Genomic DNA, 23,979 nt, shown 5'->3' on the forward strand with positions numbered 1-23,979 from the left:
GCTCAGTGCACGGCTAGCCGACCAGCCCCTCTCGCTCCGCCACGGAACGTGCGGGCCGGGGTTCGAACACATCGAGCAGGAAATCTTTCTCCCGGTGCTCAACCGTGCGTTGCAGTCCGGACAGACGAGTGAGTTCGGTGTGCACATGGTCCGAGCTCAACGGATACTCGCGAACAGGATGCCGCCGATTGCAGGCGAGGAGCACCCCGTCCGGGGTGAGGCTTGCCCGACATTTCGCGAGCAAACGGCCCAGCTCCGCGGTCGAACAGAAATACGCCACCTCGGACAGCACGATAAGGTCGAAGGTTCCGTCCGGCCAATCCAAAGGCAGGCACCGCTTCTCGAACGTCACGTGCGGTTGTCCGGCCAGTCGCGCCCGGGCAAGCTCGACCGCCGTCTCCACGCCGTCCAGGGCAAGCAGCCGGGTGCAGCGCCCAGCCAGCGCCGAGGTGAGTACGCCCGTGGAGCAGCCGAGTTCGAGTGCGGCGGAGAAGTGTTCGCGCGGCAGAACAGCCATCGTCAGGGCACGCTTGCGTCTCTCGTACCAGCCAGGGTCACCTCCCTGCGGGTCTGTCTCGTTCGAGTACATGCGGCCCGGAAACGGGGCCTTCAGGCTCTCGCCCACGTCGGCCTCGATGAACGTCTCGAATCTGCGCGTGAAGTACGCGCTGAACTCCGGCTTGAAGATCGGTTCATCACCCGTCGCTTCGTGCGACTCATGTCCCGGGGTTCGACGCAGGCCGAGGGCCTTGGCCTTCGCCTCGCGCTCGGCCGCGGTGAGATCCAGCGCGCGCAGGGCGGCATCCGGCCACACCTTGTCGGTCGGGGTCGACCAGTGCCATGCCCAGATCGGGTATTCGAATAACCGGGCACCACTGGCTTTCGCCGCGTCGACCGCAGCCTGTCCGGCGGCCATATGGTCCGGTTGCCCGTCGGCACGCCAGGGGGCCACGATCCAGGTGCCGGGTCCGCTCTCCCCGACGTCGGTCGCGATGGCCTGCGAGGCGTCGTCAACGTGGGCGGAGAGCAGCCCATCCGGCAACTCCAGCAATCGCAGTCTCACCTCCGGTGCCATCGCTGCGACGGTGTCCATGACATCGATGCGTCGGATCGCGGCCAGCCGCTCGGGCGTCACGTTGGACGATCCGGTGTTCGAGAGGTCGCCGTTGCTGAGCACCAGCACCGAAATGGGCAGCCCCATGGCCGCTACCCGGGCGATCAAACCCCCGGCGCCGAGCGCTTCATCGTAGGGATGCGCGGCCACGACGACGAGGCGGCGCAGGTCGTGCAGGGGCAGCTCGGGCAGGGCTGCCCTCCACTCAGCGGCGGCCCACACGCGCTCTGGGGTGCCGTCTTCTCCCCGGCCGAAGGTCACCATGGCGCGGTGCACCCATCGGCACGGCTGTCGCTATGGGGCATGGTTTTCGTCCCTTTCACCGTGCGCCATCCGCCGTCTCGAGTGGCGTCGAGACCATATCACCGCCGTCTCGGTTCGGCCACTGCTGCGCGGCCACCAGCGGCCCGTCGCCCGGCTCTCCTGGCGGTCGGCGGAGCAGCCGCGGTGACCCTGTCAACGTGAGATTATTGACGCATGGCCCTATCCGCTGCGTCCCACGGGAGTACGCCGTGGTGACCGGGCCCGTCTCGTCCGCGCCGGCCTCATCCAACGGGATCCCCGCGTGGAAGGCGCTGCTTGCCGCTCCGATCGAGGCGGCCGAGGCATCCGTTCAGCGTCACTCCGGTCGGATCGGCAGCCAGCCCTCCCCCGCAGCTCCCAGCCGGGCGACCACGCGCATGGGCCTGCAGTTCGAGCTGCGAGAGCAGACGCCACGCACGAGCGAACGCTGGCGGGGGCCAACGGCGCAGCCAGTGAAGACGGTCAAGCCCGGCCACGGCGACTTTCGCCTCGGCGTTCGACCCGTCGTGCAGAACGACAACGGCAACTGGGTGCGTGCGAGCCTCGCGTGGAACAACCTCACGTTTCAGGTGCGGGAGCTGAACCTCGATCCCCTGCAGCATCGTTGGTTCTCCGAGCTCATTGCCCTGTACCGGGCCGTTCGCATGGTCTATTCCAGCCAGGAGGCCGACTGGATCTACGTGGACGAGTTCAGCAGCCCCCTGCTCTGGCACTTTCTCGAGCAGGCGAACGTGCTCGGCATCGCGCTGGTGGGAACCAAGAAGAACGTGGCCGTGACGGTGGAGGCCGAAGCCCGCGTGAGCCTCGACGTCACGCGGGCCGACGGCACCCTGAGCCTCGAAACCGTGCTGACCCTCGACGACCGCCCCCATCCCGCGGAACAGGCCGGCGTCATCGGCACCCACGGTATCTACACGTATTCGTTCGCCCCACATGCGGTCTTCACGCTCGCTCCAACGCTGCTTCCGCTCACGACTGCGCAGCGCGCCCTCATCGGCAAGCCGACCACGGCGGTTGTGCCGGAGGCCGATGTGGCCGAATTCCTCACCGAGTATTACCCGGCCCTTCGCCGCACCGTGCCGACGACGAGCACGGATGCCTCGGTGCACTTTGCCTCGCCGGCTCCCCCGACGCTCGTGGTCACCGCCCGATTCGAGGCCGGGCAGGCCCTGCGCCTCGACGGCGAATTCGAGTACCGGGAGGGCACTCTCGTGACTCGCCTGCCGCTCGAACCGCGCACTGGCGAACCTGACGCCCGCGACGCCGACGCGGAGGCCGGACTGCGGGAACGTGCCGCCCAGGTGCTCACCCCCGGTGGGGCCGCGCCTGGGTCGGCACCCGCCGCGCCTTCACCCGCCATGGCGTTTGGAGATACCCTCCGCGGCGTCGACGCGGCGGAGTTCACCGACAAGGTGCTCAGCAGGCTGCGCGCCCTCGTCGGCGTGCGCGTGGACGTGATCGGCGAGGAGCCCGACTATCGCGAGCTGACCGCCCCGCCGGTCCTCACGTTCACCACTGTGGAGAGCACCCAGCGCGACTGGTTCGACCTCGGCGTTCTCGTGCGGGTCAACGGTCGAAGCGTTCCCTTCGCCCCACTGTTCACGGCCCTCTCAAAGGGTCAGACCCGCCTGTTGCTCGTCGACAACAGCTACCTCTCGCTGCGGCAGCCCGTGTTCGATCGACTGCGCGAGCTCATCGAGGAGGCCCGTGAGCTCTCCGAGTGGGAGACGGGCCTGCGCATCAGCCGTCACCAGGCGAGCCTCTGGGCCGACTTCGAAGACCTCGCCGACGAGACCGAGCAGGCCGTGACCTGGCGGGCCGCCGTCGCCGGGCTCCTCGATGTGACCGCGATCGACCCCGCACCGCTGCCCTTCGGCGTGCACGCGACGCTGCGCCCGTACCAACTTCATGGCTTTCAGTGGCTCGCCTTTCTCTGGGAGCACCGTCTCGGCGGAATCCTCGCCGACGATATGGGGCTCGGCAAGACCCTGCAGGCCCTCGCGCTCATCGAGCACGCCACAGGGCACGGCGGGCCCGACCGCGGAACCGCGAACGACCGGCGGCCGTTCCTGGTCGTGGCGCCGACATCCGTTGTCTCGAATTGGGTGACGGAGGCCGCGCGGTTCACCCCCGGTCTCAGGGTGCGCGCCGTCACGACCACCGAGGGTGCCGACCGAACATCGATAGCGGATGCCGCGACGGGCGCCGACGTGATCGTCACGTCCTACGCGCTGTTCCGACTCGACTTCGATGCGTACCAGGCGCACGGCTGGGCTGGGCTGGTGCTCGACGAGGCGCAGTTCGTGAAGAACCGCACGTCGCAGGCGTACCTGTGCGCGAAGGAACTGCGCACGTCATTCAAGCTCGCTATCACGGGCACTCCGATGGAGAACAGCCTGCTCGACCTGTGGTCGCTGCTGAGTATCGTGGCGCCCGGGCTCTTCGCGTCGGCGCGGCTGTTCACGGAGACGTATGTGCGTCCGCTGGAGCTCGCGGCCAACCCGGCGCTGTATGCGAAGTTGCGCCGTCGCATCCGCCCGGTGTTGCTGCGGCGCACCAAGGAGGTCGTGGCGCCGGAGCTGCCTCCCAAGCAGGAGCAGGTGCTGTCGATTGAGCTGGGCCCGGAGCACCGCACGATTTACGACACGTTTTTACAGCGCGAACGACAGAAGCTGCTCGGACTCATCGAAGACATGGACAAGAACCGGTTCATCATCTTTCGCTCGATCACGCTGCTGCGCATGCTCAGCCTCGATGTGTCGCTCGTGGACGAGTCGAATCGGGACGTGCCGTCGAGCAAGCTCGATGTGCTGTTCGAACAGCTGGAGGATGTGGTGACCGAGGGGCATCGGGCGCTGATCTTCAGCCAGTTCACGTCGTTCTTGAAGCTCGCGGCGGCCCGGCTCGACGCGCTCGGCACACCGTATTGCTATCTCGACGGGTCGACACTGGCACGTTCGGAGGTGATCGACCGGTTCAAGACGGGGCTCGCGCCGGTGTTCCTGATCAGTCTCAAGGCGGGTGGCTTCGGTCTCAACCTCACCGAGGCGGACTACGTGTTTCTGCTCGACCCGTGGTGGAACCCGGCGAGTGAGGCGCAGGCCGTCGACCGCACGCACCGCATCGGCCAGACCCGCAACGTGATGGTCTATCGCATGGTGGCGACGGGTACGATCGAGGAGAAGGTGATGGCGCTCAAGCAGCGCAAGGCCGCTGTGTTCGACGCTGTACTCGGCGACGACGCGGGCTTCAGCGAGTCGCTCACCGCCGACGATATCCGCTCCCTGCTCGAATGACCTGCCAGGTCCGACGAACCGGATGTGCGCGAGCAGTGCCCGCTGAAAGAGATCGACGTGTGAGTGGCCCCGTTGCGCAACCTCGCATCGAAGCGCACGCATCCGCTTTGATGGCGGGGTCCCTCAGCGTCGTACTGGTGGGGGCCGTGGTCCTGGCCCCAAAGTCGCGATCGCCCATACAGCTTGTGCTTGTCTCGGCCCACAACTTCGTCTCCGGCGCTCTCATCGTGCTCCCCGTCACGATCGCTCTTCAGCTGCCACTACTGCGTTACATGGGACGACGCCGAGTCGACTATGGGATCCAGATCGTTGTTTCATCACTCGCGGGCCTCACCGGGTTTGTCTGCGGTCTGGTGAGCGCTGTCTGCGTACCGCCCTCATCGGGATCGTGAGCATGGTCTTTTAGATCGAGCACGCGCGCCGCGGTACGTAAACTCGGAGATTTTCATGGCACGCCGGGTTTTGTGGCTGCGGTGACGGCATGTTGCGAAAAAATCCGAGTTTACGTGTGCTCCGCGAGTCCTAGACCGCGCTCGAACCCGCCCAGAGGTTGATGCCCTGGTCGGTGGCGTGCTCGTCGATCGCGGCGAGCTCGTCGACACTGAACGAGAGGCTGTCGAGCGCGGCAACGTTCGTCTCCAGCTGCGCCACCGAGGAGGCACCCACGAGCGCCGACGTGACCGCCGTATTGCGCAGCACCCAGGCGAGGGCCATCTGGGCCAGTGACTGGCCGCGACCCTGCGCGATGTCGGTGAGCGAACGGATGCTCGCAAGCGTCGCCGCGTTCACCATGGACTTGTTCGCCGAACCGTCACGTGCCACACGCGAATCCGACGGAATTCCGCCGAGGTAGCGGTCGGTGAGCAGTCCCTGCGCGAGTGGGGAGAACGCGATGCAGCCGGCACCGATGTCGTCGAGGGTGTCGAGCAGGTCGTCTTCGACCCAGCGGTTGAACAGGGAATAAGAGGGCTGGTGAATGAGCAACGGCGTCCCCATATCGGCGAGAATCGCGGCGGCCTCGCGCGATCGAGCCGGTGAGTATGAGGAGATGCCGGCGTAGAGCGCCCGGCCGCTGGTGACGGCCGTGTGCAGCGCACCCATGGTCTCCTCGAGCGGGGTGTCGGGGTCGGCGCGGTGGGAGTAAAAAATGTCGACGTAGTCCACGCCCATGCGACCGAGGGACTGGTCGAGGCTCGCGAGCAGGTACTTGCGCGAACCGAAGTTGCCGTACGGCCCCGGCCACATGTCGTAGCCGGCCTTGCTCGAGATGATCATTTCGTCGCGGTGGGCCACGAAGTCCTCACGGAAGATCTTGCCGAAGTTCGTCTCCGCGCTGCCGTAGGGCGGGCCGTAATTGTTCGCGAGGTCGAAGTGCGTGATGCCGAGGTCGAAGGCCCGGCGCAGGATGGCGCGCTGGGTGTCGATGGGCTTGTCATCGCCGAAATTCTGCCAGAGTCCGAGCGAGATCGAGGGCAGCTTGAGGCCACTCCGCCCCGTGCGTCGGTACGGCATGGATTCATAGCGGGCTTCTGCGGGAATGTAGGTCACCCTCCTGATACTGCCACGGCATCCGCTCGTCTCGTAGTTGACTGGGCCCATGCGAATCAACGGAGTGCACCACATTGCCATCATCGCGAGTGACTATGAGGTCTCGAAACGCTTCTACCAGGAGGTGCTCGGCTGCCGCCTCGACGCCGAATATTACCGCGGCGAACGCGAGTCCTGGATGGGCAAGCTCTCGCTCAACGGCACGTATCTCATTGAGCTCTTCACCTTTCCGAACACGCCACCGCGACGCACCGGCCCCGAGTCACTCGGGCTGCGCCACCTCGCATTCGAGGTCGACGACGTGCCGGCGGCCAGGGAAGAGCTCCTCGGCAAGCACGTGGAGTGCGAAGAGCTGCGCGTTGACCCGAATACTCACAAGGCCATGTTCTTCTTCCGCGACCCCGACGGCCTGCCGCTCGAAATCTACGAACACTGACTCGCGTGCTCGATGCGAGAATTGGCGCATGACCTCCGCTCCTTCTCCGGCCACGGTCGTCGCGGTGAGCCGTGATGACCGGCACCGTTTCAGCAAACCCGCCGTCACCGAGATCGTGCTGCTCGAAGGCTTCGGTATCGAGGGCGACGCGCACGCCGGCGCCACCACGCAGCACCGTTACCTGCTGAAGAAAAACCCCACGAGGCCCAACCTCACGCAGGTGCATTTGATTGCGTCGCAGCTCTTCGCCGACCTTGAGCCCGACGGTTTCAGCGTGGCCCCCGGAGAGCTCGGCGAGAACATCACGACTGCGGGCGTCGACCTGATGGCCCTGCCGGAGGGCGCCCTGCTTCATCTGGGCGGCGAGGCCGTTGTACGAATCACCGGCATGCGCAGCCCGTGTTCGAGTATCAACGAATTCCAGCGCGGTCTCATGAAGGCACTCATAGAAACGGATGCCGCGGGACGCCCCGTGCGCCGGGCCGGCGTCATGGGCGTGGTGGCACGCGGCGGCGTCGTCCGGCCCGGCGACACCCTTCGGGTGGAGCTGCCCAGCGGCGAGCAGCGCCCCCTCGGCGTTGTCTGACGGAGGGCGTTAGTCCTCGAGCTCAACCTCTTCGGTCGGCTGGAACCACGGCGGGTACACGGCGACCTTGGGTCGATACGACGACTGCTTCAGGATGTCGCGCACGACGTCGCGCACGCGGTCGTTCGCCACGCCGAGCAGGGTGACGAGCTCAAGCGGGAAGGAGTCCATCACGAGCAGTTCCGCATTCAGGAGAACATCGGAGTCGGGATCGGAACGCAGGCGAACGAGCATCCGCTCGACACCGTCACTGGTGGCAACGATGCGGGAGCCGGCCCGGGCGGCATCGCCGTCGGCGAGGGCCACCCCGGCGGGGAAGTCATCGTTGGTGGCCACATGGGCGTCGACAACCGTCTTGACCGTGCTGACGATGATCACGAAGTCGTAGGCATCGGAGCCGTGGGCGTTGAGGACGAGTCGCGGGTCACCATTGCGGGCACGAATCGCGTCCCACACCGTGGCGTGCGGGGAGAGGAAGAAGGGCACATAGTTGGCCACGCTGAGGTCGTCGTCGCCGGGGAGAAGCACCGAGCGGCGCGCATCGCGAACCGCGGGCGTGGAGACGTCTACGTGCGGTCGCGTCTCGAGCGACTCGCTCGCGTCGGCCAACAGGTACCCGCTTTCGAGGATAGCGGCGAGGTTGCTGATGTGGGTCACGTGGTACAGCCGCTGCTCACCGACGTTGTCGGCGGCACGCTTCGCTGCTGTCGTCTTGCGGGGCGCTGCGGCAGGCGTTACTCGACGCGGGCCGGTCAGCGACGGCGGCTTGGCGGTGCTGGACCGCTTGCGCACGGTGGCCACGGGTACGACCTCCGGTGCAGCCTTGGGAAAGCAGATCGCGCAGAGTTTGCCATCAAGTCCATGAATGCATTCGTCGCTCAAGTCAAAACCTTTCGTGGGTGTGGAGAAAACCACCACCAATCAACGTTACGTTCATTTTGAGCGCCTCGCTGACACTCGTCGTGATTGTTTGATCCTCAACTCCCTGCTTCGGACCTCACCGCCGCGCCCCGTCAGCGCCGAAGGCTGAAGACCACGCCCTCGTCGGTGACGGTCGCCCGCAGGCGATCAAGGCTCGGCAGCACAAGGTCTGCCACGAGGTCGTCGGCAGTGTGGGTTCCCACCACGGCGATGGTCGCACACCCGGCCGCACGGGCTGCGGTGAGGCCAGCTGGCGCGTCTTCGATCACGACGCAGTGGCGCGGATCGACACCGAGCCGCACGGCGCCCTCCAGGAACGGATCGGGGTTGGGCTTGCCGCGGCTTGTGTCGTCGATGGTCACGACCACGCTCGGCGCGGCGAGTCCCGACGCGGCGATGCGGGCGGCGGCAAGCGTGCCCGCGCAGGACGTGACGATGGCACGCCGCGCATCGGGGATGCCGAGGAGCAGCTCGGCGGCCCCCGGCAACACGGTGATGTCGTGGGTATCGACCGTTTCCAAGGCCAGCACCCGAGCGAGCGCTTCTTCCACGTAGCCTTCCGGCACGAGCGATTCGACGATTTGGCGCGCGGGCTTCCCATGATTACCCGTGCGGAACGCTTCATCCAGTCCACGCTCGGCAGCCCAACGCAGCCACGACCGGTTTACAGCGGGGGTCGAGTCAATGAGCGTGCCGTCCATGTCGAACAGCACTCCCTGGAAGCCGCGCCCCAGCACGTTTTCGGTGACGGGTGACGTAGCGGAAACGGCATTGATGTTGAGCATGTGGTTCCTTTCGAGCTGTCCTTCAAGGCTAGGGGGGGGTGGGGTGCTGCGCACCCATGGCTCGCACAACGGGCTCGGGTACCGTGAAGTATGCAGACTTCTGAAACGAACCCCGTGGCCCCCGCCGACCCCGCCCCGAGCGCACAACGCTTGATCGCGGTCATCCGGCAGCTCGCCGAATTCGACGTGGTCCAGTCCACGGAGGAGGATCAGCTTGCCGTGCAGGAAGCCGTCGCCCTCACCTCGCCCGAGCACCAGCGCGCCCTCCTGATCGCTCTCCTTCTCGAACGCGTTCGCGCCGAGCAGTAGCTCGATACACGCGCCGTCCCCGGGAGAACGCGCCCGGCGGACGGCGGACGGTCACCGAGACCGGCTGAGGCCGGCACCGCATGGCCGGCAGCGTCAGATCCCGATCGTGACGTCCCGGTCAGTGGCCGCGGACCCGACGTAGAGCGGGCGCATCGGTTTGTCGGCGCTATATGACGATGTCACGAGGATGGGCATGTGGTCGGACGTGCCGCTCGGCAGGGTCGCGACGTTGTCGATGCTGAGTCCCACCGAGGTGGCGAGGTCGAAGTGACCCTGGAAGAACTTGTACCGCGTGTACGTGACGGTGTCGCTCAGGGTCAGGTCGTAGCCTGACTCGTTGACGTGCGCACTCAGCTTCTGTTTGAAGATCGGATAGTTGTAGTCGCCGACCATGAGCGTCGGCAGGCCAGGACCGAGTTCGTGCAGCTCATCATGTGCCGAACGGATCTGGTTGCGCCGCAGGGAGTTCAGCGCGGTGAGCGGTGCGGCGTGGAACGACGCCACGACGATCTCCCGCTGCTCGACGAGATCGACCAGGCGCGTGCCGATCAGTCGTTCGTGAGCGGGCGTCAACAACCGGTCGTGCACGGACTTCTTGAGCGCGAACGTCTGTGTCTTCACCGTGGTGAAGCGGTCCCTGCGGTAGTAAATGGCCAGTCCCAGCCGGTTGCGCACGGTCCAGTCCGCGAGGTGCAGCAGGCCAACCTCGGCGGGCAGCTCGAGCGTGTCACACTCCTGCAGACACAGGATGTCGGGGTCGTACCGTTCCGCCAAGGCGATGAGTTCACCGCTGGCCCGATTCTTGCGGAGGTTGTAACTGATGACCTTCATGGAAGACCTGCCTCAAACTCAATAGGAATATCCCAGCCTAAGGTTCGCCACCCGGGAGTTTGCACTATCGAAGGCTTACCCGGCGCCCACGATGAGCAGGGTGACGCAGAAGACCAGACCCGCGGCGAGAAAAGTGATCGTCGTGTAGCCCAGGATATCTCGCATCTTCAGTCCCGCGATGGCGAGCAGCGGGAGCGCCCAGAACGGTTGGATCATGTTCGTCCACTGGTCCCCGTACGAGACGGCCATGATCGCAACTGAGGGGTCGACGCCGAGGCGATCGGCGGCATCGAGCATGATCGGGCCCTGCACGGCGAACTGACCACCGCCGGAGGGAACGAAGAAGTTCACTAGCCCGGCTGACAGCAAGGCCATGACCCCGAAGGTCTGCGGCGTGGAGATATTCACGAAGAAGTCCGAGAACACCCCGATCAGTCCGGAGCCCACCATCATGCCCAGGATTCCCGCATAGAGCGGGAACTGCAGCAGGATGTCGCCCACGTTGGATGCGGCGTTGCGCACGAGGCGAATGAGTTCGAACGGGTTGTGCACGAGCAGGAAGATGAGCGCCAGGAAGGACCAATTGACGATGTCGAGGGTGAGCGTGCCGCCCTCGACGAAGTGCACCACGAGGTAGGCCACGAGGGCGAGCCCCACGAGGAGGGTGAGGATGCGGCTCGCGTCGAGCCGGTCGGCCGGAGTGACGACCTTCTCCTCTTCGACCTTCTTCTCGCGGGCATCGAACTCAAGCTCAAAAATCGGGGCGGTGCGCTTCGGCGCCACAACGGCGAGGGCGAGCGCCACCACCACGATGGTCCCCCCGGCCGCGGCGATGTTCCACGGCGAGAACATTGTGTCACCGAGCGGAATCGTACGGCCGAGCGCTTCCGCGAGGAAGGAACCCTCGGTCGCGGCGGCGAGCGGCCCCGACCCGGAGTAACCCATGTGCCAGACGACGAAACCGGAGTAGCCGGCGGCCACGAGCAGGGGGAAGTGCAGCTTCACTCCCCTGGCGCGCGACTGCGCCGCGACCTCCTTGGCCAGCAGGCCTCCGACCACGAGGCCGAGGCCCCAGGTGATGAGTGAGGCGAGCGACGCAACGACGAACACAAACACGTAGGCCTGCAACGGGGTGCGGGGAACCCCTCCGAGCTTCGTGAGCAGGCGGTGAACCGGGCTCGTATTGGCGAGCGCGTGCCCCAGCAGCAGCACGAGCGCCATCTGGGTCATGAAGGCGAGCAGCCCCGCGAGACCGTCACCCCAGCTGCGAATCACGTCGACCGGCCCAGCATCCGTCAGGACGAGCGCAAGAATCGCGACCACGATGGTGAGCACGATCACGAAAACGAGAGCACTCGGAATGTACCGCTCGACAAGCGAATTGATGGGCCTCATGAAGGCGGCGACCGGGCCGGCGACCCGTTTATCACTTGCTACGGACACGAAAAATCCCCCTGATTGGCAACGATGGTTTCGCTTCAGGGCGTCTGCACTGACCTGATCACCATACAGGCGTCCTATTCACCCCCGTTGCCACGCTCCTAGACTGAGGGAAGGCAGGTGTTCACCGTCACGACGCAGGGATGCAACTATGAGGCAGAACGACATCGTTTTGATCCGGCATGGACAAACCGACTGGAGCATCACCGGCCAGCACACCGGCCGCACCGATGTGCCGCTCACTGATTTTGGTCGCCAGCAAGCAGATGCCCTGGGCGGCATGCTCGATGGCGAACACTTCGATCTGGTTCTCTCAAGCCCACTGGTTCGCGCCTGGGAAACGATGGAACGCGCCGGCTACCGGGCGCAGGGCGTGCCGACCGACAACGTTCTTGAGTGGGACTACGGCGTCTACGAGGGACGACGCACCGACGACGTCCGCATGGAGATTCCCGGCTGGTCGGTCTGGACCCACCCGATTCTCGGCGGCGAGTCCGCCGAGGAGGTGGGCGCCCGCGCAGATCTCGCCATCGAGCAGTGTCTCGCTGCGGAGGGCCGCGTGGCACTGTTCGCCCATGGTCATTTCCTGCGCGTCATGGCGGCCCGGTGGATAGGGCTGCCCGCACTCTCCGGCAAGAGCCTGAGCCTCGGAACCGCCACCGTATCAATGCTCGGCTGGGAGCGGGAGAACCGCGTGTTGCAGGGTTGGAACGACGCGTGCCACCTCAGTTCCATGGACCCGCTGCTCTAGGAATCCCCCTTGAAAGCAACCGGCGCAGCCCCTTTCGCGGGATCTCCACTGGGGCTGGGTTGATTTCGATATGCCTCGGTCGAGGGCGGTAACCGACGCGCACGAAGGAGAAACCGATGACAGCCGAACGAGTTGAGCTTGAGCCGCTCACCATGATGGGCGTGCACGAGGTAGTCCCCATGGACCAGCTGACAGAGTACTTCGGCCGTGCCATCACTGTCACGGCGACCGACGCTATGTGTGAAGAATATCTCGTCGATCCCGGCTCCGAGCCGGACCCGGCCAACTGGCAGACGCGCCTCACCTGGCTCTTCGTCTGAGGCGCTCGCTGAGGATCACGTCCCCACGTTTCCCCTGCAACCGGGGTCGTCAAAAGACGATCTGTCACGATTCAGAATGTATAGTCCATTATACGGAAGTCCCGCGAACGTGAAGCAGAGGATTGACAGATGTCGATAACGATCACACCGCCCCACCCCGTAGAGCGAGCCGATGAGATTTTAACTCCGGATGCCCTCGCCTTCGTTGAAAAACTGCACCAGAAGTTCGCCGGCACCCGCAATGCACTCCTCGCGGCCCGCTCCACGCGTCGCGAGGAAGTCGCCCGCACCGGCAAGCTGGATTTCCTGGCCGAGACCGCCGGCATCCGTTCGGCGGAGTGGCAGGTCGCGCCCGCACCGCTGCCGTTGCAGGACCGCCGCGTAGAAATGACCGGCCCGGCCTCCCCTTCCAAGATGGCGATCAACGCCCTCAACTCCGGCGCCAGGGTCTGGCTCGCTGACTTCGAAGACGCAAGTACCCCCACGTGGCACAACGTCATTGATTCCCAGCTCTCGCTTCTGGATGCCACCCGCGGCACCCTCTCCTACACCTCCCCCGAGGGCAAGGCGTATTCCCTCCGAACGGATGCCCCGCTCGCCGTCGTCGTGATGCGCCCGCGCGGCTGGCACCTGGACGAGTCCCACGTCACCGTCGACGGCACCCCCGGCATCGGCGCCCTCGTGGACTTCGGCCTGCATTTCTTCCACAACGCTGCGGAGCTCCTGCAAAACGGAAGCGGCCCGTACTACTACCTTCCCAAGCTTGAGAGCCACCTTGAGGCTCGACTCTGGAACGATATCTTCGTGTTCGCGCAGGAGGAGCTGGGCATTGACCAGGGCTCCATCCGCGCCACCGTGCTGATTGAGACGATCCCCGCCGCGTTCGAGATGGAGGAGATCCTCTACGAACTCCGCGATCACGTCTCTGGACTCAACGCCGGGCGCTGGGACTACCTATTCAGCATGATCAAGTACTTCCGCGATGCGGGCGTCGCCTTCTCCCTGCCGGACCGCGCCGACATCTCCATGACGGCGCCATTCATGCGCGCGTACACCGAGCTGCTCGTGAAAACGTGTCACCGTCGTGGTGCCTTCGCCATGGGGGGGATGGCGGCCGTCATTCCCAACCGTCGTGAGCCGGAGGTCACCAAACAGGCCTTCGACAAGGTTCGCGCCGACAAGACCCGTGAGGCCGGCGACGGCTTCGATGGATCATGGGTGGCGCACCCCGACCTGGTGCCCGTGTGCCGCGAGGTCTTCGACTCCGTGCTCGGCGAACGTCCGAACCAGATCGATCGCCAGCGCCCCGAGGTTGAGGTGACTGCGGCCGATCTTCTCGACGTGACGAGCGCACCAGGACGTGCCACCGAGGCCGGACTGCGCTCCAACCTTTACGTGGCCGTGGCCTACGTTGCCGTCTGGCTCTCCGGCAACGGGGCCGTCGCCATCCACAACCTCATGGAAGACGCCGCGACCGCCGAGATCTCCCGCTCGCAGGTGTGGCAGCAGATTCGCAACAGCGTCACGCTGAGCGACACCGGCACCACGGTGACCCGCGAACTCGTGACGCGCATTCTCGCCGAAGAGACCGCGCGCCTTCGCGACGAGGTGGACGAACAGGCCTTCAACAACTTCTACGCCCCGGCCAGTGAGCTCGTGGCCGAGATCTGTCTGAGCGAGAACTACACCGACTTCCTGACCCAGCCGGCCTACGAGCTGCTCGTGAGCAACGCAATGGCCGCCGCCTCGCTGTAGGTGACGAGTGGCAGGTGACCGGTATCGCACCGCTCATCTGCTACTCACCGCTCGCTCAGGGTCAACGGATGTGGCGCCTTTAGACTCAAGTCATGACTGAAACAGCAGCTTCCACCGATTCCCAGCGCATCACGATGTTCGGAGCGGAATGGTGCGGCGACTGCCGCCGCTCCAAGAAAGTACTCGACAGCCTCGCTGTGGACTACGACTACGTCGATCTGGAGAGCGTCGAAGACGGTGCCGACCGTGCAAAGGCCATCAGCGGTCTCTCCAAGATTCCCGTGATCGTTTTCCCCGACAACACGTATGTCGTCGAGCCCACCGATGCCGACCTGCGCGCCAGGCTCGACGAGTCCACCCCCGTCGCCTGACTTTCGCCTGAACCCCTCGTCGGCACCGCGTGCGAGGGTGAAACGACAGCCCACCAAGTTTCGAGGAGCCTCATGCCCACCACCGTTCACGGCGTCATCGTTCGTTCGAAGGGCGCCCCGGTGGAACTCACCGACATCGTCATTCCCGACCCGGGCCCCGGCGAGGTCATCGTCGACATCGAGACCTGCGGCGTCTGCCACACCGACTTCCACTACAAGGAGGGCGGCATCAGCGATGACTTCCCGTTCCTGCTCGGGCACGAAGCCGCCGGACGCGTGAGCGTCGTTGGCGAGGGCGTCACCCACGTCGCCGTCGGCGACTTCGTCGTGCTCAACTGGCGCGCCGTCTGCGGCGACTGCCGTGCCTGCAAACGGGCCGAACCCTGGTACTGCTTCAACACCTTCAATGCCACCCAGAAGATGACCCTGACCGACGGCACCGAGCTCAGCCCCGCCCTCGGAATCGGTGCATTCGCCGACAAGACCCTCGTGCACGAGAAGCAGTGCACCAGGGTGAACCCGGATGCCGACCCTGCGGCGGTCGGGCTGCTCGGCTGCGGCATCATGGCCGGCATCGGCGCCGCCATGAACACCGGCAACGTGACCCACGGCGACTCGGTCGCCGTCATCGGGTGCGGCGGAGTGGGCGATGCGGCGGTTGTGGGCTCGAAACTCGCCGGGGCATCCGTCATCATCGCCATCGACCGCGACCCGAAAAAACTGGTCAAGGCCCGCGAGCTCGGGGCCACACACGAGATTGACTCCTCCGACCTCGATGAGGCCGGAGTGGTCGCCGCCGTGCAGTCGATGACCGGCGGCTTCGGTGCCGACGTCGTGATCGACGCCGTCGGCCGCCCCGAAACCTGGCGCCAGGCCTTCTACGCCCGCGACCTCGCCGGAACCGTCGTTCTCGTGGGCGTGCCAACCCCCGACATGATGCTCGAGATCCCCCTGCTCGACGTCTTCGGCCGCGGCGGCTCGCTCAAGTCCTCCTGGTACGGCGATTGCCTGCCGGAACGGGATTTCCCCATGCTCACCGACCTCTATCTGCAGGGGCGGCTACCGCTCGACCAGTTCGTCAGCGAGCGGATAGGGATCGACGACATCGACGCGGCCTTCGACAAGATGGCCCGCGGCGACGTGCTGCGCTCGGTCGTGGTGCTGTAATGGCCGCTCGCATCGACAGCCTCGTGACAGCCGGCAGCTTCAGCCTCGACGGCGGCACGTGGGACCTGGAAAACAACGTCTGGATCGTTGGCGACGAAACCGAATGCATTGTGATCGACGCCGCCCACGACCCCGAGGCCATTCTCGCGGCCGTCGGGAGCCGCACCCTGCTCGGCATCTACTGCACGCACGCGCACAACGACCATATCGGCGCGGTTGCCGACGTTCAGTCGCTCACGCAGGCGCCCGCTTACCTGCACCCGGCCGACGATATGCTGTGGAAAACGGTATACCCGAATGCCGCACACCTGCCCCTTGAGAACGGCCAGCACATCTCCGTGGCCGGCACCGAGCTCGCGGTCATTCACACGCCAGGGCATTCCCCGGGTGCGGTCTGCTTCTACGCTGCGGAGCTCGGCACCCTGTTCAGCGGGGACACCCTGTTTCACGGCGGCCCCGGGGCAACCGGGCGCTCGTACAGCGATTTTCCCACCATCATCGAATCGATCGCCACGCGACTGCTCACCCTGCCGGCCGAGACCATCGTGCTCACCGGGCACGGCGAGTCGACGACAATCGGCGACGAAGCACCCGAACTGGATGCGTGGGTTGCCAGAGGGTACTAAGCACACGGAGGTGGGCGACCCGGCCGCGGGGATGCTCCCTCACGCCGTTGCGGTCACCGCGACAGTTCTCGCGGTTGCCGGTGCGCCTCGCACCATGGTGATTCTCACAGCGGGTCGGTGCTCACTCGGTCTCGTCCACCGCGCTTGGACGCGTACAGTGCGGAGTCAGCCCGCGCGAGCCAGTGAGCGGTGCTCTCCCCCGGTTGCATCTGGGAGATGCCGACGCTCACCGTGCAGGTGAGGTCCACGCCGAGGCTGCTCCAGGGGTAGGCACGCACGGACGCGAGCAGCCGTTCACACGCCCGCGCGGCCTGGTCGCGCCTGGTGTCGGCAAAGACCAGCAGGAACTCTTCGCCGCCCATGCGCACGGCCAGGTCGGTTTCCCGAGTGACCTCACGCAGCATCGCGGACATGGCAACGAGAACCTGGTCACCGACGCCGTGTCCGAAGGTGTCGTTCACGAGCTTGAAGTTGTCGAAGTCGATCATGGCAGCGCACAGGGGCTCGTCGGCGTCGCGGGCTTGCGCGATCATGACCGGTAGCGCTCCATCGAGAGCTCGACGGTTGGGCAGCAGCGTGAGCGGGTCGGTCTTGGCTTCCGTACTGAATTCGTCAGCCCGGATGCGTTCCATCTGCGCTTCGAACCTGGCTCGCGCCGCCTCGTGACGTGCCTGCTCAATCTCGATGGTGTTGATGAGCATCCTGGCCTGCAATCCGGCGGTCTGCTGCGTCATCTGAAAAGTGAGTTCGTGCAGTTTCTCGTAATGCTGCAGCGCTGGCTCGAAACGACCGCTGGCCTTATGCATTTCGAAGAGCGCCCGGTGAAGGGTGGCGAGCAGCTCAAGGTCGCCCTCCGAGGATGGATCCTCGAGTTGGGCATCCATCATTGCGGTCGCCTCGTCCAGATTTCCCTCCGCCCGAACGATGGCGGCAAGCTGCGCGTCGTTATTGATCTCAACGTTCCGGTACCCGTTGTCGCGCGCCAGCTTCGTGGCCCGAGCGACTTGTTCGCGCCCCTCGGCGAACTGCCCCAACTCAATCAGGAGGCTGACGAGGTTTGTTCGGGCGAGCGACTCATAGAAGGAGTGTCCCTGCGCCTGCGCGAGGGACACGGCCTCACGCACGTGGGAGAGTCCTGCCGTCAGTGCGGCGACGGGATCGAGTCCGGCGAGCCGTTGGTTCTTAGCCACTTCGAGATATGTGTCCCCCAAGTTGTTGCTTGCCGCGAAGGCAATCTCAGGGTCGTCAAGGCTACGCGCGAGATCGAACGCCTTGCATCCGAGCTCGACGCCCCGCTGGGGATCCCCCATTACCTCGTGCACCATGGCCGAGCGGCTCAGCGCCCAGAACTCTGCCGAGTAGCTTCCGCAGGCGCGCGCGGCCTCAAGTGCGGCGAGCACGTGATGCAAGGCCGGTTCGTTGAGCGCGGTCTCATGGTAGGCCAGAGCCAGGGTGCAGTGCAGTTTGGACTGCCGCGGCAGGTCGCCATTGACCGTCAGGAATTCCAGGGCCAGTAGGCCGTTCTGCACGGATGCGGCAAAGTCGCCGAGCCTCAGGCGGTGCAGGGCGAGCAGCTCCCGGGCGTGCGCCTGCTGCGCGCGAGTGATCTTTGCACGCGCCAGCACGGCATCGGCTTGTTCCGCGCCCTCACGGTGGCGCCCTTCCACTCCGAAGCGCTCGGACTCGGCGAGCGTCTCGGCGACCGACATCGTCGCTCGGATGAAGAAATTTGAGGTGTCTGTAGCGCGCGTTGCGACGCAGACCACGAGAGCGGAGGCGCCAGGCGACCCGTCACTCGATGATGAGATTTCTCTCACAGTTTTGTCCAAAGTCACGCGCCTACCCCCCCCACGTCTTCCAGGCTTATTTTCGAACCTAGCAGGTGAAATCCGGCCGGCACCACTCGACCGGGTGGCACCTGGACGCGCGGCCAGGCCGGGTGGACAGACAGGGAGTTGTCCACATGCATGAACATCGCTCACGTTCGTCCTTTTTCACCCTCCCGCGTGGGTGCAACGACCCACAGATCAACGTCTCACACGCCCGACGAATCGCGCCGATATCCCCGCTGGCGAGCACACTCACGCGCCAACGCGGCGTCGAATTCGTCGTTTGAACTTTCTCCGACAACCTCTCCGACAGGGCGCAAAAAGTCCCTGGTCAGGCATTTCAGGATTGGCTGGCGCCGCGGTATGCGCGGGAAGCTCTCGCAAGGGCCAACGCGCACACGTCATTGCAGTGCCGCCGCGGCGGGTCTGCACCCGTGCCGCCGGGAGTGTGCGGGCCGGTTCCGATGCGCTCGGCCTCGCTCCGGTCGAAACCGGGCACCGATGGCCGGTTCGGGGTGAGACGCCGTCCCGCTGACGAGTTCGGCGCGGCAAAAAAACTTGGCGGATCGGGCAATAATTCCTGAATCAGGAACCATTGACCGATCCGGCCACGGTGGTGACGTTAACGACGCACGATGGACCGCAGGAGGCGCAGGGCCACCGAGAGCGAAGCCATGTCGTCCTGGCCGAGCGCATTGACCTCCTCGAACACGCTGCGTGCCCGCTGGAGCTGCTCGACGTTGAGTGCCTCCCACGCGAGCAGGCGGTCTTCGGCAGTCCCGGCATCCGTTGCCTCCAACACGGCCTTGGCCATGTCGGCCACGGTCGAGTAGAGGTCATCGCGCAGGGCGGCTCGGGCGAGGGCCTGCCAGCGGTCTTTGCGCGGCAACGCCGTGATCCGCACAAGAATGTCATCGATCCGGAACCGGTCGTAGACCAGGTAGTACACGGCCGCGACGTCTTCCACCGACTCCTGCGTGCGCGCCGCGACCTGTGTCACGTCGAGCAGCGCGAAAGCCTCAAAGAGCTCGGCCCACTGGTGACCAAGCGTCTCCGGAACACCCCACTCTTCGGCTTTCTGCATCTGCATCTGCAGACGCTTGAGGTCGGCACCCTGCAGGTACCGGCTCAGGCTGGAGCGCAGGCGGTGCACCTGCGGCTTGTACTTCTCCACGACCTGGGCCACCGTGCGAGTGTCGCCCTGGTTCACCTGCCAGCGCACCGCTCGGTCGAGCAGACGGCGAATATCGAGGTGCATCGCCGTCCACTGCCCGGTGGGGAACGAGGAGGGCAAGGAGTTGAGTGCGTCGATCATGGAGTCGAGATCGAAGATCTCCCGCAGGGCCACGAACGCCCGGGCCACCGTGGCCGGGCTCGCCGACGTCTCTTCAATCGTGCGGAACGCGAATGTGACCCCGCCGAGATTGATCATGTCGTTCGCGACGACCGTGGCGATGATCTCCCGCCGCAGCGGATGCGTGTCGAGTTCGGCGTCGAAACGCTCGGACAGCTGAGCCGGGAAGTAGCGGCGCAGCGTGCCGCCGAACCACGGGTCGTCCGCAAGGTCGCTGTCGCGCAGCGCGGTCGCAAGCTCGATCTTCGCGTAGGCAGCGAGCACCGACAACTCGGGCGAGGTGAGTCCCTGCCCCTGATCGAGTCGTTCCCGCAACGTTGCCGTGGTCGGCAGTGCCTCAAGTTCACGCTGCAGGTCCCCGGCCGACTCAAGCCAGTTCATGAGGCGTTCGTAGCTCGGGCTCCAATTGTTGACGAGAACCCGATCGTTGAGCAGAAGGATGTTCTGGTCAACGTTGTCCTGCAAGACAAGGCGACCCACCTCATCCGTCATCTCGGCCAGGAATTGGGCACGTTCGGCCGTGTCGAGCTTGCCCGCGGCGACCATACGGTCGACGAAGATCTTGATGTTGACCTCGTGGTCGGAGCAGTCGACGCCAGCCGAGTTGTCGATGGCGTCGGTGTTGAGAATGACGCCGTGCAACGCCGCCTCGATGCGGCCGAGCTGGGTGAGCCCGAGGTTCCCGCCCTCGCCGACCACCTTCACACGCAGGTCCTTGCCATCCACCCGGATGCCGTCGTTGGCCTTGTCGCCCACCTGCGCGGCTGTTTCGCTGCTCGCCTTGACGTAGGTTCCGATGCCGCCGTTGTACAGCAGGTCAGCCGGTGCCGTCAGGATCGCGCGCAGCAATTCCGGCGGACTCAACCGAGTCGTGCTCTCGGCGAGCCCGAGCACAACCCGAACCTCGGCGGAGATGGGCACGGACTTGGACTGTCTCGGATACACGCCGCCGCCGGCGCTGATGAGTTCGGCCGAGTAGTCCGCCCATGACGAGCGCGGCAGTGCGAAGAGTCGCGCGCGTTCCGCGAAAGAGAGTGCCGCGTCAGGGTTCGGGTCGAGGAAAATGTGGCGGTGGTCGAAGGCTGCCACGAGCTTGATGTGCTTCGAAAGCAACATGCCGTTGCCGAACACATCACCTGACATATCACCGACGCCGACGACGGTGAACTCCTCGGTCTGCGAGTCAACATCGAATTCGCTGAAGTGGCGTTTCACCGATTCCCAGGCCCCGCGCGCGGTGATGCCCATTTCTTTGTGGTCGTAGCCGACCGATCCGCCGGAAGCGAAAGCATCCCCGAGCCAGAAGCCGTACTCGGCAGCAAGGCCGTTGGCGATATCCGAGAAGGAGGCCGTGCCCTTGTCGGCGGCCACCACGAGGTAGGTGTCAGCATCGTCGTGGCTGACCACTCGGGCCGGCGGCACCATGCGCTCGCCCTCGTCGGGCGTGGTGACGAGGTTGTCGGTCAGGTCGAGCAGCCCGCGAATGAAGGTCTTGTAGCTTTCAACACCCTCGGCCATCCACGCGGCGCGGTCGACCGCGGGGTTGGGTAGCTTCTTGGCGAAGAACCCGCCCTTGGCGCCCGTGGGAACAATCACGGCGTTCTTCACCGTCTGCGCCTTCACGAGGCCGAGCACCTCCGTGCGGAAGTCCTCCTTGCGGTCAGACCAGCGCAGGCCACCGCGGGCAACCTTGCCGAAGCGCAGGTGCACACCCTCGACGCGGGGCGAGTACACCCAGATCTCGTATTTCGGCCGGGGGAAGGGCAGCAGGGCGATCTCGGTCGGATCGAGCTTGATGCTCAGGTAAGGCTTGTTTTGGAAGAAGTTCGTGCGCAGGGAAGCTTCGATCAGGTTAATGAATATGCGCAGCACGCGGTCTGCATCGAGGGTGGCCACCTCTTCCATGGCTGCGGTGAGCTGGGCACGCACCTCGTCGACCCGCGGCATCCGTTCGTCATCGCTCAAGTCGGGGTCGAACCGTGCCTCGAAGAGCGCCACGAGACCGCTCGCGACGACCGGGTTGGCGAGCAGGGTGTTGGCAACGAACTCGTAGGAGTTGGTGTTGCCGATCTGGCGCAGGTACTTGGCATAGCTGCGCAAAATCACCACGCGATGCCAGGCCATACCCTCGCGCAGAACCAGACGGTCGAGGCTGTCGGATTCGATGGCCCCGCTCACTGCGGCACCGAACGAGTCTGCGAGCAGCTCGCCGGTGGCGATGGGATCGACGCTCTCCGGGTAGACCAGGCCCAGGTCGTAGAGAAAGAACTCACGGCCGTCGGAGGTTTCGATGCCGAACGGCACCTCGTCGAGGACTTCAATCCCGAGGTTCTGGAAGTACGGCAGAATCTGGCTGAGGCTCTGCGACTCCATCATGTAGAGCTTCACGCGGACGGGGGCTGATTCGCTGGCCTCGGGAATGTAGACATGGAGTCCGGGGCGTGCAGGCGCCGTACCGGCCGCTTCCGCCCGTGCCGCTGCCAGTGCACAGGCCTCGAACCGAGCTATGTCTTCGAGGGCGTCCTTGACTTCGTAGTCCACGCGGTAGCTGTCGGGGAAGGCCTCTGCCCAGACCCCGGCGAGGCGATCGGCTTCCTCAAGCGGGTGCGTTTCGCGCAGTTCGTCAATGATTCCCTCTGGCCACGAGCGCACCGCCATGGCGAGCCGACGTTCCAGGGCAAGGCCATCGACCTCTTCCACAGCATGGGGCTGCGGCAAGCGGATGCGATAGAAGAGGCGGGCGAGCGCCGACTCGGTCATGCGGGCTTCAAAATCGAGGGAATCCGCCTGGAAAGTCTCGCGCAGCTCTTTCTCAATACGCAGACGGACGGCCGTGTTGTACCGGTCGCGGGGAAGGTATACCAGCGCGGACATGAAACGTCCGTAGACATCGGGACGCAGGAACAGACGGGTGCGGCGTCGCTCCTGCAACCGCTGGATGGCGAGGGCTACGACAACGAGCGCCGGCACCTCAATCTGGAAGAGCTCGTCACGGGGGTAGGTCTCCATGATGCCGAGGAGATCCTTGCCACTGTGGGATCCGGGAGGGAAGCCGACTTCGTTGAGAACGGCCTCGACCTTCTCGCGCAGAACGGGCACGACCTCCACGGAACTGGTGTACGCACTGGCCGCGAAGAGTCCGATGAAGCGCTGCTCACCGCGCACGAGTCCATTCTCGTCGAAGCTCTTGATACCGATGTAATCGAAGAAGGCAGGTCGGTGCACGGTCGACCGCGAGTTGGCTTTCGTGATCACGAGGGCGGTGCGCTCCCGCGCCTTGGTTCGTCCGGCCTCCGTGAGGTGCTGGATCTGGTGCCGGTCCTCGGCGGAGCGCAGCAGCCCCAGGCCGCTGCCCTCACGGATCGACAGCACATCCTCGCCGTCGAGGGTTTCAAGCTCATACTCGCGGTAGCCGAGGAATGTGAAGTTGTCGCTCTCAAGCCAGGCCAGCAGGTTCTGCGTCTGCCTGAGATCGTGGATCTGTTCACCGTGCGTTACGTGATTGAGGTCGTCGGCAACCTGAATCGCTTTCCGGCGCATGAGGGGCCAGTCCTCAACAGCGGCGCGCACGTCAGCAAGCACGGCGGCGAGACCCTCAACGAGCTGTTGCCGACGTTCTTCGCCGACACCGTCGATTTCGATGGCGATCCAGGACTCGAGGTGAGAGCCATTGCCGCCCGTGGCGATCAGGTGCGAGATGCTCGGCATCGCCGAGGTATCGCCGCTGGCCACGCCGACGTTGGCGGGCATCCGCGAGATGCTGACGAGTTCATGTGATTCCCGATTTCGCGCCACGATCAGCAGCGGGTGCACCACCAGGCGAATGGCGGACTGCTGGCGTACGAGTTCGGCAATGACGGAGTCCACGAGAAAGGGCATGTCATCGGTGACGATGAAGACCACACTGCGACCCATTTCGCTGCGAACGTCCACGTTCGCAGTCTTGGGTTTGCGATTGCGCGCCACCTCCCAATGAGCGAGCGCGCGTTCCTGCAGTACCGCATCCGTGTAGTTCTGCGCATCATCGTCGATGAGGTGCTCATAGTAATCGGCGAGGAAGGTGCGTTCCACCGGGGACTGATCGATCGCCGTGGGCTCAGACGTCATTGTAGAAAATCCTCCATCACATTCTGTGATCGGTGCCACTCAAGCCACGGAGAATCCCCCGGCACGCACCAATCGGGCCCTGCAAAAAAAGTGCACGGCCCTTATAGGGTAGTCAACTTCTTGCCATCAG

Annotated in this window: 19 protein-coding genes; 11 read left to right on the top strand and 8 right to left on the bottom strand. The window is 65.1% G+C overall.

What is annotated here, in order from left to right:
• Nucleotides 1-13: 13 nt before the first annotated feature.
• A complete protein-coding gene (locus EDD25_RS04875) occupies nt 14-1,378 on the bottom strand; it encodes a bifunctional PIG-L family deacetylase/class I SAM-dependent methyltransferase (RefSeq protein WP_134172285.1) in 1,365 nt (454 codons plus the stop codon).
• A gap of 248 nt (nt 1,379-1,626) precedes the next feature.
• Between EDD25_RS04875 and EDD25_RS04880 the strand changes: the two genes are divergently transcribed.
• Together EDD25_RS04880 and EDD25_RS04885 are read left to right on the top strand one after the other, a co-directional pair.
• Nucleotides 1,627-4,713 carry a DEAD/DEAH box helicase gene (locus EDD25_RS04880; RefSeq protein WP_134172286.1) on the top strand — a complete coding sequence of 1,029 codons (3,087 nt, stop codon included), beginning with the start codon at nt 1,627-1,629 and terminating at the stop codon, nt 4,711-4,713.
• Nucleotides 4,714-4,772: 59 nt separating this feature from the next.
• Nucleotides 4,773-5,105, top strand: a complete 333-nt coding sequence (locus EDD25_RS04885; protein ID WP_134172287.1) for a hypothetical protein — start codon at nt 4,773-4,775, stop codon at nt 5,103-5,105.
• A 130-nt stretch (nt 5,106-5,235) separates the two neighbouring features.
• Here the strand turns inward: EDD25_RS04885 and mgrA are convergent, their stop codons facing one another.
• Nucleotides 5,236-6,261 (bottom strand): L-glyceraldehyde 3-phosphate reductase, encoded by a 1,026-nt coding sequence (gene mgrA / locus EDD25_RS04890; protein WP_277871680.1) that lies wholly within the window; start codon nt 6,259-6,261, stop codon nt 5,236-5,238.
• Between the two features lie 49 nt (nt 6,262-6,310).
• Between mgrA and EDD25_RS04895 the strand changes: the two genes are divergently transcribed.
• Together EDD25_RS04895 and EDD25_RS04900 are read left to right on the top strand one after the other, a co-directional pair.
• Nucleotides 6,311-6,697 carry a VOC family protein gene (locus EDD25_RS04895; protein WP_134172289.1) on the top strand — a complete coding sequence of 129 codons (387 nt, stop codon included), beginning with the start codon at nt 6,311-6,313 and terminating at the stop codon, nt 6,695-6,697.
• Between the two features lie 28 nt (nt 6,698-6,725).
• Complete coding sequence (locus EDD25_RS04900) at nt 6,726-7,283, top strand: MOSC domain-containing protein (RefSeq protein ID WP_134172290.1); 558 nt, start codon at nt 6,726-6,728, stop codon at nt 7,281-7,283.
• A 9-nt stretch (nt 7,284-7,292) separates the two neighbouring features.
• Here EDD25_RS04900 and EDD25_RS04905 read toward each other — a convergent pair whose 3' ends face one another.
• Complete coding sequence (locus EDD25_RS04905) at nt 7,293-8,165, bottom strand: DUF4433 domain-containing protein (RefSeq protein ID WP_166671193.1); 873 nt, start codon at nt 8,163-8,165, stop codon at nt 7,293-7,295.
• A gap of 131 nt (nt 8,166-8,296) precedes the next feature.
• Complete coding sequence (locus EDD25_RS04910) at nt 8,297-8,989, bottom strand: HAD family hydrolase (RefSeq protein WP_134172292.1); 693 nt, start codon at nt 8,987-8,989, stop codon at nt 8,297-8,299.
• Between the two features lie 90 nt (nt 8,990-9,079).
• Here EDD25_RS04910 and EDD25_RS04915 point away from each other — a divergent pair, with 90 nt between their 5' ends.
• A complete protein-coding gene (locus EDD25_RS04915; RefSeq protein WP_134172293.1) occupies nt 9,080-9,298 on the top strand; it encodes a hypothetical protein in 219 nt (72 codons plus the stop codon).
• 93 nt (nt 9,299-9,391) lie between these two features.
• Here EDD25_RS04915 and EDD25_RS04920 read toward each other — a convergent pair whose 3' ends face one another.
• On the bottom strand, nt 9,392-10,129 hold the full coding sequence (locus EDD25_RS04920; protein ID WP_134172294.1) for an endonuclease/exonuclease/phosphatase family protein: 738 nt from the start codon (nt 10,127-10,129) through the stop codon (nt 9,392-9,394).
• A 75-nt stretch (nt 10,130-10,204) separates the two neighbouring features.
• Nucleotides 10,205-11,524, bottom strand: coding sequence for a short-chain fatty acid transporter (locus tag EDD25_RS04925; RefSeq protein ID WP_134175166.1), 1,320 nt, complete (start codon nt 11,522-11,524; stop codon nt 10,205-10,207).
• Nucleotides 11,525-11,720: 196 nt separating this feature from the next.
• Here EDD25_RS04925 and EDD25_RS04930 point away from each other — a divergent pair, with 196 nt between their 5' ends.
• The 6 genes from EDD25_RS04930 to EDD25_RS04955 all read left to right on the top strand — a co-directional run bounded on the left by EDD25_RS04930 (nt 11,721) and on the right by EDD25_RS04955 (nt 16,559).
• Nucleotides 11,721-12,320 carry a histidine phosphatase family protein gene (locus EDD25_RS04930; RefSeq protein ID WP_134172295.1) on the top strand — a complete coding sequence of 200 codons (600 nt, stop codon included), beginning with the start codon at nt 11,721-11,723 and terminating at the stop codon, nt 12,318-12,320.
• A 116-nt stretch (nt 12,321-12,436) separates the two neighbouring features.
• Nucleotides 12,437-12,640: a hypothetical protein gene (locus EDD25_RS04935; protein WP_134172296.1), complete on the top strand. Its 204-nt coding sequence runs from the start codon at nt 12,437-12,439 to the stop codon at nt 12,638-12,640.
• Nucleotides 12,641-12,769: 129 nt separating this feature from the next.
• Nucleotides 12,770-14,395: a malate synthase A gene (aceB, locus tag EDD25_RS04940; RefSeq protein ID WP_134172297.1), complete on the top strand. Its 1,626-nt coding sequence runs from the start codon at nt 12,770-12,772 to the stop codon at nt 14,393-14,395.
• A gap of 92 nt (nt 14,396-14,487) precedes the next feature.
• Entirely contained in the window at nt 14,488-14,766 is a 279-nt protein-coding gene (locus tag EDD25_RS04945) for a glutaredoxin family protein (RefSeq protein ID WP_134172298.1), read from the top strand.
• Between the two features lie 72 nt (nt 14,767-14,838).
• A complete protein-coding gene (locus tag EDD25_RS04950; RefSeq protein WP_134172299.1) occupies nt 14,839-15,933 on the top strand; it encodes an S-(hydroxymethyl)mycothiol dehydrogenase in 1,095 nt (364 codons plus the stop codon).
• A complete protein-coding gene (locus EDD25_RS04955) occupies nt 15,933-16,559 on the top strand; it encodes an MBL fold metallo-hydrolase (RefSeq protein ID WP_134172300.1) in 627 nt (208 codons plus the stop codon). The genes EDD25_RS04950 and EDD25_RS04955 overlap by 1 nt, the downstream gene beginning before the upstream one ends.
• A 104-nt stretch (nt 16,560-16,663) precedes the next feature.
• Here the strand turns inward: EDD25_RS04955 and EDD25_RS04960 are convergent, their stop codons facing one another.
• Nucleotides 16,664-18,376: a tetratricopeptide repeat-containing diguanylate cyclase gene (locus tag EDD25_RS04960; protein WP_134172301.1), complete on the bottom strand. Its 1,713-nt coding sequence runs from the start codon at nt 18,374-18,376 to the stop codon at nt 16,664-16,666.
• Between the two features lie 634 nt (nt 18,377-19,010).
• Nucleotides 19,011-23,849: an NAD-glutamate dehydrogenase gene (locus EDD25_RS04965; protein WP_134172302.1), complete on the bottom strand. Its 4,839-nt coding sequence runs from the start codon at nt 23,847-23,849 to the stop codon at nt 19,011-19,013.
• Between the last annotated feature and the right edge of the window lie 130 nt (nt 23,850-23,979).

It is taken from the genome of Cryobacterium psychrophilum, from assembly GCF_004365915.1.
Lineage (GTDB): Bacteria > Actinomycetota > Actinomycetes > Actinomycetales > Microbacteriaceae > Cryobacterium > Cryobacterium psychrophilum.